This window comes from Neoroseomonas oryzicola (assembly GCF_012163135.1).
In the GTDB taxonomy this organism is placed as follows: domain Bacteria; phylum Pseudomonadota; class Alphaproteobacteria; order Acetobacterales; family Acetobacteraceae; genus Neoroseomonas; species Neoroseomonas oryzicola.
Genome location: NZ_JAAVUP010000016.1, coordinates 1 through 13,800, shown reverse-complemented (window position 1 = coordinate 13,800; position 13,800 = coordinate 1). Strand labels below are relative to the sequence as shown.

12 protein-coding genes are annotated in these 13,800 nt (G+C 71.4%); 9 read left to right on the top strand and 3 right to left on the bottom strand.

Going from position 1 to position 13,800, the window contains the following annotated elements; all coding sequences use genetic code 11:
- Positions 1-63: 63 nt before the first annotated feature.
- Positions 64-819: a DUF805 domain-containing protein gene (locus GWK15_RS23550; RefSeq protein WP_168043858.1), complete on the top strand. Its 756-nt coding sequence runs from the start codon at positions 64-66 to the stop codon at positions 817-819.
- Here GWK15_RS23550 and ilvE read toward each other — a convergent pair.
- Positions 816-1,727, bottom strand: coding sequence for a branched-chain-amino-acid transaminase (ilvE, locus tag GWK15_RS23545; protein ID WP_168043857.1), 912 nt, complete (start codon positions 1,725-1,727; stop codon positions 816-818). The genes GWK15_RS23550 and ilvE overlap by 4 nt on opposite strands.
- Positions 1,728-1,855: 128 nt before the next feature.
- On the opposite strand from ilvE, the gene GWK15_RS23540 reads away from it, so the two are divergent.
- Genes GWK15_RS23540 through GWK15_RS23510 form a run of 7 tightly spaced genes read left to right on the top strand, consistent with a single transcriptional unit; the run spans position 1,856 to position 9,050 of the window.
- A complete protein-coding gene (locus GWK15_RS23540; protein ID WP_168043856.1) occupies positions 1,856-2,677 on the top strand; it encodes an enoyl-CoA hydratase in 822 nt (273 codons plus the stop codon).
- A gap of 10 nt (positions 2,678-2,687) precedes the next feature.
- Positions 2,688-4,313, top strand: a complete 1,626-nt coding sequence (locus GWK15_RS23535) for an acyl-CoA synthetase (protein ID WP_168043855.1) — start codon at positions 2,688-2,690, stop codon at positions 4,311-4,313.
- Between the two features lie 2 nt (positions 4,314-4,315).
- On the top strand, positions 4,316-5,701 hold the full coding sequence (locus GWK15_RS23530) for a M20/M25/M40 family metallo-hydrolase (RefSeq protein ID WP_168043854.1): 1,386 nt from the start codon (positions 4,316-4,318) through the stop codon (positions 5,699-5,701).
- A gap of 17 nt (positions 5,702-5,718) precedes the next feature.
- Positions 5,719-6,648 (top strand): DnaJ C-terminal domain-containing protein, encoded by a 930-nt coding sequence (locus GWK15_RS23525; RefSeq protein ID WP_168043853.1) that lies wholly within the window; start codon positions 5,719-5,721, stop codon positions 6,646-6,648.
- Position 6,649: 1 nt separating this feature from the next.
- Positions 6,650-6,979: a chaperone modulator CbpM gene (locus GWK15_RS23520; RefSeq protein ID WP_168043852.1), complete on the top strand. Its 330-nt coding sequence runs from the start codon at positions 6,650-6,652 to the stop codon at positions 6,977-6,979.
- The gene (locus GWK15_RS23515; protein WP_168043851.1) at positions 6,976-7,878 is read left to right on the top strand and encodes a dihydrodipicolinate synthase family protein; all 903 of its coding nucleotides are present in this window, start codon (positions 6,976-6,978) and stop codon (positions 7,876-7,878) included. The genes GWK15_RS23520 and GWK15_RS23515 overlap by 4 nt, the downstream gene beginning before the upstream one ends.
- Entirely contained in the window at positions 7,875-9,050 is a 1,176-nt protein-coding gene (locus GWK15_RS23510; protein ID WP_168043850.1) for a Bcr/CflA family multidrug efflux MFS transporter, read from the top strand. Before GWK15_RS23515 ends, GWK15_RS23510 begins: the two co-directional genes overlap by 4 nt.
- An 81-nt stretch (positions 9,051-9,131) precedes the next feature.
- Here GWK15_RS23510 and GWK15_RS23505 read toward each other — a convergent pair whose 3' ends face one another.
- Positions 9,132-10,808 carry a thiamine pyrophosphate-binding protein gene (locus GWK15_RS23505; protein WP_168043849.1) on the bottom strand — a complete coding sequence of 559 codons (1,677 nt, stop codon included), beginning with the start codon at positions 10,806-10,808 and terminating at the stop codon, positions 9,132-9,134.
- A 114-nt stretch (positions 10,809-10,922) separates the two neighbouring features.
- Positions 10,923-12,893 carry an elongation factor G gene (locus tag GWK15_RS23500; protein WP_168043848.1) on the bottom strand — a complete coding sequence of 657 codons (1,971 nt, stop codon included), beginning with the start codon at positions 12,891-12,893 and terminating at the stop codon, positions 10,923-10,925.
- A gap of 315 nt (positions 12,894-13,208) precedes the next feature.
- Here GWK15_RS23500 and GWK15_RS23495 point away from each other — a divergent pair.
- A partial coding sequence (locus GWK15_RS23495; protein WP_168043847.1) for an outer membrane protein occupies positions 13,209-13,800 on the top strand: 592 nt, incomplete at its 3' end.

The following is a 13,800-nucleotide window of genomic DNA, read 5'->3' as shown; positions in this document are numbered from 1 at the left end:
TGCCCTTGCGCGAAGATGTCGGCGCGTGGTGCTGTGAAACGGTTCTGCGACGGGAGCGGACAGATGGGAATCGGAAGCTGGTTCAGCTTCGCCGGGCGCATCAGGCGCAGGACCTGGTGGCTCGGCTATGTCCTGCCGATTTTCGTGATCAGCATTCTCGGCACCGTGATCGACGTGATGCTGGGATTCGTCTCGCTGGTCGCGGAGGACGCGATGCCGGCCGACGGCTTCGCGGTCGCGACGCAGGGCTTCGGGCCGTTCAGCATCGTCGCGCTGCTGATCACCATCGTCGGCGGCCTGGCCGGGCAGGTGAAGCGCTGGCATGACCGCGAAAAGTCGGGCTGGTGGGCGTTGATCAGCCTGATCCCGATCGTCGGGCCGATCTGGGCGCTGGTCGAAGTCGGCTTCCTGTCGGGCACCGAGGGGCCGAACCGCTTCGGGCCGGATCCGCGTGGCGGGGCCGGCGCGCCGCAATGGCAGCCGGCGGGTCCCCAGGGTTGGCAGCCCGGGCCGCCGCAATGGCAGCAGCCCCCGGCGCAGCCGCAATGGCAGCCGCCGCCCGCCCAGGGCTGGCAGCCGCCGGCCCAGGGCCAGGGGCAGGGCGCCTATCCGCCGCCGGGCTGGCAGCCGCCGCCGCAGGGGTATCCGCCGCCCCAGCAGGGATACGGCGCGCCGCCGCCACAGCCGGGGTATGGGCAGCCTCCGCCGGGCTATGGGCAGCAGCCCCCGCCCGGTTACGGCCAGCAGCAGCAACCGCCGGGCCCCTGGCAGGGCCCGGGACCGGGCGGCGGCAGCGTGCCGCCGGTGCGGCGCGACTAGACCGGCGTGCGCCAGGCGGCGTGGGCGTCGGTGGTGCCGCGCACCACCGCCTCATAGGCCGCCTGCAACTGCAGGGTGATGGGGCCGGGCTTGCCGTTGGCGACCGGCAGGCGGTCGACCGTCGTGATGGGCGAGAGCTCCTGGCCCGTGCCGCAGAGGAACACCTCGTCCGCCACGTAGAGCTCGGTGCGGTCGGCGCGGCGTTCCTCGACCGGGAAGCCGTTCTCGGCCGCGAGGCGCAGCACCGTGTCGCGCGTCACGCTTTCCAGGATGTCGCTGTCGCGCGTGGGGGTGATCACCACGCCGTCGCGCACCAGGAACAGGCAGGCGGCCGCGGTCTCGCTGACCTTGCCGTCGCGGGTCAGCAGGATCGGCATGTCGTAGCCGTCGGTCTTGGCCTGCAGGGTGGCGATGCGCCCCGCATGGTAGTTCGCCGTCGCCTTGATGCGCGCGGGCATGGTGTTGTCCGCGATGCGCGTCCAGGAGGAGACGCAGGCGGCGAGGCCGCTTTCCCGCTTGGCGTTGCGTTCGCGCGGGATGGCGGCGCAGACCCAGCCGACCTTGCCGGTGGTGACCTGCGTGCCGCGGCTTTCGATGTGCACCTGCAGGCGGATGTAGCAGTCGCCGTCCGGTTCATTGACGCGGATCGAGTCGAGCACGCCCTGGCGCATGACGTCGCGCGAGGGCGGGTCGTCGAAGCGCATGAACTTCATGCCCTGGTCGAGCCGCGCCAGGTGTTCCTCGAGCCGGAACACCGACAGGCGGCCGGTCGCGGGGTTCATGTAGGCGCGGATGCCCTCGAACACCGCGGCGCCATAGGCGACGCCGACGGCGAGGGGGTGGATGCTCGCTTCCTCGAACGGGATCGCCTTGCCGTTCTGGATGATGCTGTGCGCGGTCCAGGCCATGTTCTTCCCCTCGGGCGCCGTGGTGGAGCAAAGGCTGTCCCGGAAGGGCCGTCCCGGCAAGGGGCGGGCGCATTCCAGGCCCGCGTCGCGCGCGCTAGGATGCTGGCGCACGGCAAGGACGAAGGACGATGAGCGCGGCGATCGAAGGTGGGGCGACGGCACCGCTGCTGCTGCGGGCGGATGGTGCGGGCGGCGTGACGGTGCTCACGCTCAACCGCCCGGCGGCGCGCAACAGCCTCTCGCTCCAGATGCTCGAGACGCTGGAGAACGCGCTCGCGGCGATCGGGGAGGATGCCTCTGTGCGCTGCGTGGTGCTCGCGGCGAACGGCCCCGCCTTCTGCGCCGGGCACGACCTGCGCGAGATCACCGCCCATCGCGCCGACGCCGATGGCGGGCGCGGCTTCTTCGACCGCACCATGCAGGCCTGTTCGCGGGTGATGCAGGCGATCGTCGGCCTGCCGCAGCCGGTCATCGCCGCGGTGCAGGGCGTGGCGACGGCGGCGGGCTGCCAGCTGGTCGCGACCTGCGACCTCGCGGTCGCGGGGGAGGGCGCGCGCTTCTGCACGCCGGGGGTCGATATCGGGCTGTTCTGCTCGACGCCGGCGGTGGCGCTGGCGCGCGCCGTGCCACGGAAGTCGGCGATGGAGATGCTGCTGCTGGGCGACATGATCGAGGCGCAGGACGCCTTCCGCATCGGCCTGGTGAACCGCGTGGTGCCGGCCGATGGCGTGATGGAGACGGCGCTCGCACTTGCCGGGCGGGTCGCGGCGCGGTCGGCGCTCACGGTGCGGATGGGCAAGAAGGGCTTCTACGAGCAGGTGGACCTGCCGCTGCAGGAGGCCTATGCCCGCGCCGCCTGCGTGATGACCGAGAACCTGATGGCGCGCGACGCGGCCGAAGGGATCGGCGCCTTCCTCGAGAAGCGCCGGCCGGTCTGGGAAGATCGCTGAGGGACGACACATGGCCGACTACGAGACGGGTCTCGCGCAGAACGCGGCGAACCACCAGCCGCTCACCCCGCTGCTGTTCATGGAACGCGCCGCGCAGGTCTATCCGGACCAGCCGGCGGTGGTGCACGGGGCGGTGCGCCGGACCTACCGCGAATTGCGCGACCGCTGCGTGCGCCTGGCATCGGCGCTGGCGAAGCGGGGCATCGGCAAGGGCGACACGGTCGCCGCGGTGCTGCCGAACATCCCGGAAATGCTCGAATGCCACTACGGCGTGCCGATGGCCGGGGCGGTGCTGAACACGATCAACACGCGGCTCGATGCCGCGACCATCGCCTACATCCTCGACCACGGGGAGGCGAAGGCGCTGATCGTGGACAAGGAGTTCATGCCGGCCGTGCGCCTCGCGCTGGTGCAGGCCAAGGCGAAGCCGCTGGTGATCGAGGTGGACGACGCGCTCGTCCCCGCCGCCGCGAAGGGCGAGACGCTGGGCGGCATGGGCTACGAGGCGCTGCTGGCCGAGGGTGATTCCGCCTTCGCCTGGCCGATGCCGCGCGACGAGTGGGACGCGATCACGCTCAACTACACCTCCGGCACCACGGGCAAGCCGAAGGGCGTCGTCTACCACCATCGCGGGGCCTATCTGCTCGCGGTGGGCAACGTGCTGTCGGCGGAGATGGGCAAGCACCCCGTCTATCTCTGGACGCTGCCGATGTTCCACTGCAACGGCTGGTGCTTCCCCTGGACGGTCACGGCGCAGGCCGGGCTGCATGTCTGCCTGCGCGCGGTGCGCGGGCCGGACATGTGGCGCCTGATGGCCGATGAGGGTGTGACCAACATGTGCGGCGCGCCGATCGTGATGTCGACGCTGCTCAACACGCCGGAGGGCGAGAAGCGCGCCCTGCCGCACCAGGTGAAGTTCATCGTGGCCGGCGCGCCGCCGCCCGAGGCGGTGCTCGCCGCGATGAAGGCCGCGGGCTTCGCGGTCTGCCATGTCTATGGACTGACCGAGGTCTACGGCCCCTCGGTGGTGAACGAGTGGCATCAGGACTGGAACGCGAAGCCCGCGCCGGAGCAGGCGGCGCTGATGGCGCGGCAGGGCGTGCGGTATCTCGCGCTCGAGGGCCTCGACGTCATGGACCCCGAGACGATGGCGCCGGTGCCGGCGGATGGCGCGACGCTCGGCGAGGTGATGATGCGGGGCAACGTGGTGATGAAGGGCTACCTGAAGGAGGCAGCCTCGACGGAATCCGCCTTCAAGGGCGGCTGGTTCCACACCGGCGACCTCGCGGTGAAGTATCCGGACGGCTACATCCAGCTGAAGGACCGCTCGAAGGACATCATCATCTCGGGCGGGGAGAACATCAGCAGCATCGAGGTCGAGGACGCGCTCTACAAGCATCCGGCCGTCGCGGTGGTCGCCGTGGTGGCCAGGCCCGACGAGAAGTGGGGCGAGACGCCCTGCGCCTTCGTCGAGCTGAAGCCCGGCGCGAGCGCGACGGCGGAGGAGCTGATCGCGTTCTCGAAGCAGCATCTCGCGGGATACAAGGTGCCGCGCCACGTGGTTTTCGCGGAATTGCCCAAGACCTCCACGGGCAAGATCCAGAAGCACGTGCTGCGCAGCCAGGCGAAGGAATGACGATGTCGGTCGAGAAAGTCCTGGCGCGCGCTTCCGCGTGCCGCGTGGAATCCCGTGCGCGGTGGTTCGAACTGCTGCGCATCCCCTCGGTCTCGGCACAGCCGAAGCATGCGGGGGATTGCCGAAGCGCGGCCGAATGGGTGCGGGCGCAACTCGCCGAAATCGGCTTCCAGGCGACGGTGCGCGAGACGCAGGGCCATCCGGTGGTGGTCGCGCATCATCCCGGGCCGACGGGCGGGGGGCGGCACCTGCTGTTCTACGGGCATTACGACGTGCAGCCGCCGGAACCGCTCGAGCTCTGGACCAGCCCGCCCTTCTCGCCCGCGGTGACCGAGGGGCCGAACGGCCCGCGCGTCGTCGCGCGCGGCGCGGTGGACGACAAGGGCCAGACCATGACCTGGCTCGAGGCGCTGCGCTTCTGGCACGAGGTCGCGGGCGGCCCGCCCTGCCGCGTGAGCGTGCTGGTGGAAGGCGAGGAGGAGATCGGGTCGCGCAACCTCGAACCCTTCCTCGAGGCCAATGCGACCGAGCTCGGTGCCGACCTCGCTGTGGTCAGCGACACCAACATGTGGGATGCGAACACGCCCGCGATCAGCACGCGGCTGCGCGGGATGCTCTACACCCAGATCGACATCACCGCGGCGAACAAGGACCTGCATTCGGGCCTGTTCGGCGGGTCGGCGCTCAATCCGATCAACCTGCTGACGCGCATCCTCGGCGACCTCAAGGACGAGAGCGGCGAGATCCTGATCCCGGGCTTCTACGACGACGTGCCGGAACTCTCGGACGCACAGCGCAGGCAGTGGGACGCGCTGGGCTTCGACGAGAGGGCCTTCCTCGGCGGCATCGGCCTGTCCGTTCCGGCGGGCGAGGTCGGGCGCGGGGCGCTGGAGCGGCTCTGGGCGCGGCCGACGGCCGACATCAACGGCATCTGGGGCGGGTACATGGGCGAGGGGTCCAAGACCGTCATCCCGTCCGAGGCCCATGCGAAGCTGTCCTTCCGCCTGGTGCCGGGTCAGTCGCCGACCAAGGTGTTGGCGGGGCTGCGCGACTTCATCGTCGACCGCCTGCCGGACGACGCGCAGGTGAAGATCCAGGTCTTCAGCATGAGCGACGGCATCGAGGTGCCGGCCGACAGCCCCTGGGTGACGGCCGCCGCCGGCGCACTGTCCGCGACCTTCGGGAAGGAGGCGGTGCTGATGGGCTGCGGCGGGTCGATCCCGGTGGTCAGCATGATGAAGCGCGTGCTCGGCCTCGACAGCCTGCTGGTCGGCTTCGGCCTCGAGGACGACCAGGTGCACAGCCCGAACGAGAAGTTCGACATCGCCTGCTTCGAGCGCGGCATCGACAGCCACATCCGGATGCTCGCGGCGCTGGGCGAGCGGTAGCCGCACGAGGAGGCTTCGTGAACGACGATCCCTACGAGGTCCTGGGCGTCAAGCGCGACGCCAGCCAGGACGAGATCCGCAAGGCTTACCGGGCGCTCGCCCGCAAGCTGCACCCGGACCTCAATCCGGGCGACAAGGCGGCGGAGGAGAAGTTCAAGGCCGTCTCGGCCGCGAACGACATCGTGGGGGACCCGGAGAAGCGCGCCCGCTTCGACCGCGGCGAGATCGACGCGGCGGGCAATGAGCGCCCGCCGCAGCCGCCGCCGGGCTGGTATCGCGACCACGCCGCCGGCGCCGGCGCCTACGCCAACGATGCCGGCTACGCCGACATGATGGACGAGGACGAGCTGCTCGGCGCGCTGTTCGGGCGCGGGCGGCGGCGCGGGGCGTCGGGCGGCGCGCAGTTCCGCATGCAGGGCGGGGATATCCATGCGCGGCTCGACATCGATTTCCTCGATGCGGTGAATGGCGGGACGAAGCGCGTCACGCTGCCCGACGGCAGCACGGTGGACGTCACGATCCCGCCGGGCACGCGCGAAGGCCAGGTGCTGCGGCTGCGGGGGAAGGGTTCGCCGGGCCTTGGCGGCGGGCCGGCCGGCGACCTGCTGGTGGAGATCGGCATCGGAGAGCATCGCCACTACACGCGCCGCGACGACGACATCCTGCTCGACCTGCCGGTGACGCTGCCCGAGGCGGTGCTCGGCGGGAAGATCGAGGTGCCGACGCCGGCCGGGGCGGTGATGGTCTCGGTGCCGAAGGGGTCGAACACCGGGACGGTGCTGCGGCTGAAGGGGCGCGGGGCGAAGCGGAAGGACGGCACGCGCGGCGATGCCTTCGTCACGCTGCGCATCGTGCTGCCCGATGCGCCGGATCCTGCGCTCGAGGCCTTTGCGGAAGGCTGGGCGGCAGGCAAGGCGCAGAACCCGCGCGAGGGCATGGAGAGCTGACATGGCCGAGGACACCGACACCCTGCGCCGGCTGCATATCGAGGTCGCGACGATGGAACGCTGGGTCGCCGCCGGCTGGATCGCCCCCTGTGCGCCCGAGGCGCCCGGCTACACCGAGGCCGACCTGGCCCGCGCCTGCCTGATCCGCGACCTGCGCGAGGCGATGGGCGTGAACGAGGAAGGCGTGGGCGTCGCGCTCGGCCTGCTCGACCAGATCCACGGGCTGCGCCACGCGCTGCGGCGGGTGGCCGCGGCGGTGCACGGGCTGCCAGAACCCGCGCGCCAGGAGATCCTGGTGGTGCTGCGCGAACTCGACGAAGGACCGGCATGAGCGCGTTTCACGGCGTCTTTCCCTATCTCGTTTCCCCCGTCGCGCCGGACGGGACCGTGCTGGAGGCGGAGCTGCGTCGCCTGGTGGACCATCTGATCGCCTCGGGCGTGCATGGGCTGACGCCGCTCGGCAGCACGGGAGAGTTCGCCTACCTGGATGCGGCGCAGCGCCGGCGGATCGTCGAGGTCGTGGTGGACCAGGCGAAGGGGCGCGTGCCCGTCGTGGCCGGCGTCGCGGCGACGACGACGGCGGATGCGGTGCGCCAGGCGAAGGCCTACGCGGCGATCGGCGCGGACGGGATCCTCGCGATCCTCGAGGCCTATTTCCCGCTCTCGGAAGCCGCGGTCGTCGCGTATTTCACGGCCATCGCGGATGCGACGGACCGGCCGGTGGTGCTCTACACCAACCCGAACTTCCAGCGATCGGACCTGACGTTGCCGGCGATCGACGCGCTGTCGCGGCATCCGCGCATTGTCGGCATCAAGGATGCCTCGACCAACACGGGGCGGCTGCTGTCGATCCTGAACCGCACGGAAGGGCGGATGGAGGTCTTCGCGGCCTCGGCGCATATCCCGCTCGCGGTGATGATGATCGGCGGCAAAGGCTGGATGGCAGGGCCGGCCTGTGCGATCCCGCGCGAATCGGTGCGACTGTATGAGCTGTGTCGCGCGGGGAAATGGGATGCGGCGTTGGCGCTGCAGCGCGCGCTCTGGCGGGTGAACGAGTTGTTCGCGTCGCATTCGCTCGCGGCCTGCATCAAGGGTGCGCTGCAGATCCAGGGCTTCGCGGTGGGCGACCCGATCGCGCCGCAGGCGCCGCTGTCGGCCGAGGGCCGCGTCGCGGTGGAGAAGGCGCTGGCGCTGGCCGCGGAGGCGCTCGCCGCCGCACCGTCCGCGTGAGCGCGCCGAGCCATCGGCGCCTGGCGCTGATCCTCGGCGCGCTGGCGGGGATCGGGCCCTTCTCGATCGACATGTACCTGCCGGCGCTGCCGGATATCGGCGTGTCGCTCGCGGCACCCGCGGGGCAGGTGCAGGGGACGCTGGCGATCTACTTCCTGGGGCTCGCCTTCGGGCAGGTGCTCTACGGGCCGCTATCGGACCGGCATGGGCGGCGGCGGCCGCTCTTCGTGGGGCTCGGGCTCTATACGGCGGCGGCGGTCGCCTGCGCGCTGGCGCCTGACATCCAGGTGCTGACCGCCGCACGGCTGTTCCAGGCGCTGGGCGGCTGCGCGGGAATGGTGATCGCGCGCGCCGTGGTGCGCGACGTGACCGACGAGCGCGGCGCGGTGCGGCTGATGGCGCAACTGATGCTCGTCATGGGCGTCGCGCCGATCGTCGCCCCCGTGATCGGCGGGGCGCTGCTGCCGGTGTTCGGCTGGCGCGGCATCTTCTGGCTGCTCGCGGGCTATGGCGCGACGATGCTGGCGGTGATCGCGCTGATGCTGCCGGAAACGCTGGAGCCCGCGCGGCGGCGGCGGGAGGGCGTGATCGCGGTGATCCGCGTCTGGGGCGGGCTCGTCACCGACCGGCGCTTCATGGGGTATGCGCTGACGGGCGGGTTCATCATCGGGGGGATGTTCGCCTACATCAGCGGCTCGCCCTTCGTGTTCATGGAACTGCACGGCGTGCCGTCCTCGCAGTACGGCTTCTACTTCGGAGCCAATGCGCTCGGCATCATGGTGGCGGGGCAGGTGGTCGGGCGGTTGGCGCAGCGCATCGCGCCGGCGCGGCTGCTGCCGGTGGTGATCTGGGTGCCCTTCGTCGCGGGGCTCGCGCTGCTCGCCGTCACGGCGACGGGCGTCGGCGGCTTCCCGGGGCTGCTCGTCACGCTGTTCGGCTACATCGCGATGATCGGGGCGGTGATGCCGCTGACCGTGGCGCTGGCCATGGGGCCGCACGGGTCGGTGGCGGGCAGTGCGTCGGCGTTGATGGGGACGCTGCAGTTCGGGATCGGGGCGAGCGTGGGGGCGCTGCTCGGCGTGCTGCAGGACGGGACGGCGGTGCCGATGGCGGCGGTGATCGCGGGGTGCGGTGTCGCCGGATGGGCGGCGCGGCGGATCCTCGCACGGTGAGCGGAGGGGCGCCGCCCCTCCGGACCTCCCCGCCAGAGGCCGAAAGGCCTCTGGACACCAGGAATGAAGGGGCTCGCGGCTTTACTGTCGCGCCCGTTCCGCGTGCTTGCCCATGGTCGCGTAGGGCGCATAGGGCGGTACCGGGCCGATCGCGCGCATGTCCACTTCGACCAGCGCCGGCCCCTTCACTGCCAGCGCCTGCGCCAGCACCGTGCCGACCTCCTCGGCGCTCGACACGCGGAAAAACGGCAGTCCCGCCAGGGCGGCGAGGCCCTGCAGGTCCGGCGTCAGCAGGTCGTGGCCGAACTGGCGGCCGTCGGCCACCGCATCCTGGATGTGGCGGATGACGCCGTAGCCGCCGTCGTTCATCACCATGGTGACGAGGTCGGGCTTCTCCTGCGCGACGGTCCAGAGCTCGCACATGCCCAGCGAGAAGCCGCCGTCGCCGCACATCGCGATGGTCTTGCGCCCCTGCGCCGCGACCGCGGCGCCGATACCGAGCGCGAGGCCTGGCCCGATCGCCGCACCGACCGGATAGACCGAGTTGCGCGGGTCGGTGATCGGGAAGATTCGGTTGCCCCAGGTGGAGTTCGAGATGGTGATGTCGCGCACCCAGACGCCGTCGCGCGGCAGCGCCGCGCGGATGGCGTCTGGGAAGGGCGCGTAGGGGCCGAGGGTGGCGAGGTATTCCTCCCGCGCACGCGCCTTCATCGCCGCGAAGTCGGCGGCGAAGCCGGGATCGACCGAGGCCTTGCCGGCCAGGCGGTCCGCGATGCCGGCCATCGCGAGGCCCGCATCGCCATGGACGAAGAGGCTGTTCGGATAGGTGCGGCCGTTCGCCGTCGCGTCGCAGTCCACATGGATCAGCGTCTTCGGCAGCTTCATCGAGAAGTCGCCGGTCTCGTGCCCGCGCAGGCGGGATCCGACGACGAGCATCGCGTCCACGCTGCCGTAGAAATCCTGCACGCGCGGCGACCCGTTGCCGTGCAGGCCGCCCAGGGTCATCGGATGGTCCTCGGGGATGGTGCCGCGGCCGTTCCACGACGACACCGCGCCGAAGCCGAGGTCCATCAGGCGCAGCGCGGTGTCGCGCGCCTGCTTCGCGCCATTGCCGAGCCAGAGCATCGGGCGTTTCGCGGTGGCGAGGATCTCGGCCGCTGCGTCGAGCTCCGCGGGGTTGGGAGGCAGGGGCGCGGCGATGGGCAGGGCGAGGGCGTCGAGGCCGGCGGGGCGCGCGATGGGCGCGCGCTGGAGGTCGATCGGGATCTCGACGGAGACCGGCCCGCGCGGGGCGGAGAGCGCCTCGGCCGCGGCGCGGACCAGCACGCCGAAGGCCTCGTTCGCGGTGCGCACGCGGTAGGCCGCCTTGCAGGCGGCGGCCAGCATCGCGGTCTGGCCCGGCACGTCGTGCACCGTGCCGGCGTCGCGGTCGATGTGCTTGGTCGCGGTCTGGCCGGTGATGTGCAGGACGGGGCTGCCGGCGAAGCGCGCTTCCACCAGGCCGGGGATGGCGTTGGCCATGCCGGGCCCGGTCGAGGTGAACAGCACGCCGAGATGGCCCATGACGCGGGCATAGGCGTCGGCCATGTGGGCGCCGCCCATCTCGCCGCGGCACATCACGTAGCGCAGCGCGTTGCGCTTCCCGATGGCGTCGAGCATCGGGATGTTGTGGACCGAGACGATGCCGAAGACGGTCGAGACGCCCATGCGCGGCAGGATGTCCGCGACGAGGTCGGCGACCGTGTACTGACTTTCCATGATGAGACGTTCCCCTTTTTGCGGGGGGCAGTCTGACCAGAATCGGCCGCGCGCCAAGGTGCCAAAGAAGGGAGGGGGTGTCGGGGGAGGTTCTCCTCCCCCAACCTGTCGACTCTATCGTGCGCGCGTTTCCGCCAGATGATCGAAGCGCCGCGTATAGGTGCCGAGCCCCATCGTCTGCGAGCGCAGCTCGATGATGAGGTCGTGCAGCTCCGCCTCGGGCACGAGCGCCTGCACCTCGTCCCAGCCTGGCCAACCGTCCTTCTCGGCATAGCCGAGGATCTGCCCGCGTCGTCCGGTCAGCAGCCGTTGCGCCGCGGCCGTCGCGTCCTGCGGCACCAGCACCGTCACCTGGTCGACCGGTTCGAGCATCACGGGCTCGGCCTTGGCGAGCGCCTCCTGCATCGCCATGCGCGTCGCGGTGGCGAAGGCCATGTCGGAGGAATCGACGCTGTGGAAGGCGCCGTCGTGCAGCGTCACGGCGATGTCCACCACGGGGTTGCCGAGCGGCCCCTTCCGGGAGGCTTCCTCGGCGGCCTCGCCGACCGCGGGGATGAACTTGCGGGGGATGGCGCCGCCGACGATGCGGTCCTCGAAGGCGAAGCCTTCGCCGCGGGGGCGGGGGGAGACCTCGAGCGTCACGTCGGCGAACTGGCCGTGCCCGCCGGTCTGGCGGCGGTGGCGGGCATGGTGGCGGGCGGCCTGGCGGATCGTCTCCTTGAAGGGGATGCGTGGGCGCGTGGTGGACACGCGCAGCCCGTGCGCCTCGGCCAGCCGCGCCACCGCGTGGCCGAGATGGATGTCGCCCTGGCCATGGAGGAGGATCTGGCCGGCCTCGGCGTCGTGCACGACGGTCAGCGAGGGGTCTTCCTCGACGAGCCGCTGCAGCGCGCCCGAGAGGCGGACGTCGTCCTTGCGGTCCTCGGTCGCGATGGCGAGTGCGTAGACCGGCGGGGGCGGCGCCGGGAAGGGCAGGGCCGGCGCGGCGCCCGAGGGGGAGATGGTGGCGCCGGAGGGGATCGATTCGAGCCGCCCCAGGGCGACGATTTCGCCCATCGTCGCCTCGGGGACCTTCAGGGCCTCCCCGCCCGGGAAGCGGGAAACGCCGCCGATCCGCACGCCGTTCACCGTGGCGCCGTCCTTCAGGCTGCCGCGCCAGATCCGCGCATAGGAGAGCTTGCCGCCATGCCCGGCATGGACGGTGCGGAAGACCTGGGCGAGGGGTTCGCCGTCCGGGGCGATGCCGCGGCGGGCGGCGGTCTCCTCCGGGCGGGGGGCGTCGTGGCGCAGCGCCTTCCACAGGCGCAGCACGCCGTTGCGCCGTTCCGCCGCGCCGATCAGCACGGGGTCGAGGGCGCCGGCGGCGATGTCGGCATGGAGCGGCTTGTAGAGCTCGGCCGGGGTTGGGATGGCGTCCTCGACCACCTTTTCCAGAAGGGTGTCGTCGTGGTCGGCGAGCGTCTCGGTCAGGGCGGCGCGGGCCTCGGCTTCCCGGGCGGCGACGGAATCGGGCATGCGGATGAGCTCGGAGGGCTCGCCCTTGCGCCAGCGATAGGCGCGCTCGCTGACCAGGTCGACGTAACCGGTCACTTCGCCCTTGTCGCGGATCGGCACCTGGCGGAGGACCAGGGGGCGGCGGGAATGGGCCTGCAGGGCGGCGAGGGTGTCGCGGACATGCTGGTCGCCCAGCGTGTCGGCCTTGTTGATGAAGATCATCGCGGGCAGGCCGGACTGCTCCAGCGCCCGGAAGGCGGGGGCGAGGGCGGCGGCGCGGGCCGGGCTCGGCTCGCAGACCAGGATGACGAGGTCGGCGACGGCGAGGGCCGCGGCCGTCTCCTGCCCGAACTCGACCGAGCCGGGGCAGTCGAGCAGCGCCCAGGGTTCATCCATGAATATGCAATGACCGAGTCGGGTCTCGGTCCCGGCGGCGCGGGACCGCGGATCCCCGGGGCGGCGGGCCGGCGCGGCGCCGGCGGTGGCGAGCAGGGCATCGAAGAGCGTGGACTTGCCGCTGCCCTGCGGACCGATGAGGGCGACGGCGCGGGGCGATGCCCCGCCTGCTTGTCTCGACGCGGAATCGGGCATGGTGACGGGCTCCCTCGGGTCACCGGCCGTGGACCGGCCGTGTGCACGGCGGCCCGGCGGGGGGCCGCCATGGGAAAGACTAGACCCGCCGGCCGGGCCCGGCGGAGAAAATCGTCGGGGGAGAGGCCCGTTCACGCGGGCGTGGCCGTGCCACACAGCTGTGGCGCCTTCGCAACACTGGCCCGATTATCTCGGCGACAGGTCTCGGAAGCCGGGCCAAGGCGCATCCAGTGTGTTTAAGTAGCGTTCGAACCCCGGGTGAGGGGGGAGCCATCAGCGCCGGCGCGGCCGGTGCGTGAGGACGCGAGGATGAAGATGAGCTTCAAGAAGACCCTTCTGGCCGCGACGCTGCTGTCGCTGCCGATCGCCGCGAACGCGCAGAGCTGGGATCCGCGCGTGCAGGGCATCTACGTGGGTGCCGGCCTCGGCACGAACTACCTGCAGACCCAGAGCGACACCGTCGCCGGTCGCAGCACGGACATCAGCTACGAGTGGGGCTGGGCGGGCGTCCTGAGCGTCGGCTACGGCTTCGGCAACGGCCTGCGCCTCGAACTCGAGGGCAACTGGCGCCAGAACCAGGTCGACACCATCTCCCAGTCGGGTCGCGGCAACCTGCCGGGCGCGTCGGGCACGGTGAACCAGTACGGCATCATGTTCAATGCGCTGTACGACTTCGTGCTCGGTCCGGTGGTGCCCTACATCGGCGCCGGTATCGGCTACAACTGGGCTGACTACGACAACATCTCGACCCGCCTGACGGGTCCGGGTGGCACGGCGAACCTGAACTTCGGCGGCACGCAGGGCGCCTTCGCCTATCAGGCGATCCTCGGCATGGCCTTCCCGATCGAGTCGGTCCCGGGCCTGGCCCTGACCGGTGAGTATCGCTTCATGGGCACCGCTGCCGTGG

What these genes read in the sequence shown, in the direction of transcription:
- GWK15_RS23520 (WP_168043852.1), top strand. Translation starts at nt 6,650, where the DNA reads ATGGCCGAGGACACCGACACCCTGCGCCGGCTGCATATCGAGGTCGCG.
- GWK15_RS23515 (WP_168043851.1), top strand. Translation starts at nt 6,976, where the DNA reads ATGAGCGCGTTTCACGGCGTCTTTCCCTATCTCGTTTCCCCCGTCGCG.
- GWK15_RS23550 (WP_168043858.1), top strand. Translation starts at nt 64, where the DNA reads ATGGGAATCGGAAGCTGGTTCAGCTTCGCCGGGCGCATCAGGCGCAGG.
- ilvE (WP_168043857.1), bottom strand. Translation starts at nt 1,727, where the DNA reads ATGGCCTGGACCGCGCACAGCATCATCCAGAACGGCAAGGCGATCCCG.
- GWK15_RS23500 (WP_168043848.1), bottom strand. Translation starts at nt 12,893, where the DNA reads ATGCCCGATTCCGCGTCGAGACAAGCAGGCGGGGCATCGCCCCGCGCC.
- GWK15_RS23530 (WP_168043854.1), top strand. Translation starts at nt 4,316, where the DNA reads ATGTCGGTCGAGAAAGTCCTGGCGCGCGCTTCCGCGTGCCGCGTGGAA.
- GWK15_RS23540 (WP_168043856.1), top strand. Translation starts at nt 1,856, where the DNA reads ATGAGCGCGGCGATCGAAGGTGGGGCGACGGCACCGCTGCTGCTGCGG.
- GWK15_RS23505 (WP_168043849.1), bottom strand. Translation starts at nt 10,808, where the DNA reads ATGGAAAGTCAGTACACGGTCGCCGACCTCGTCGCGGACATCCTGCCG.
- GWK15_RS23535 (WP_168043855.1), top strand. Translation starts at nt 2,688, where the DNA reads ATGGCCGACTACGAGACGGGTCTCGCGCAGAACGCGGCGAACCACCAG.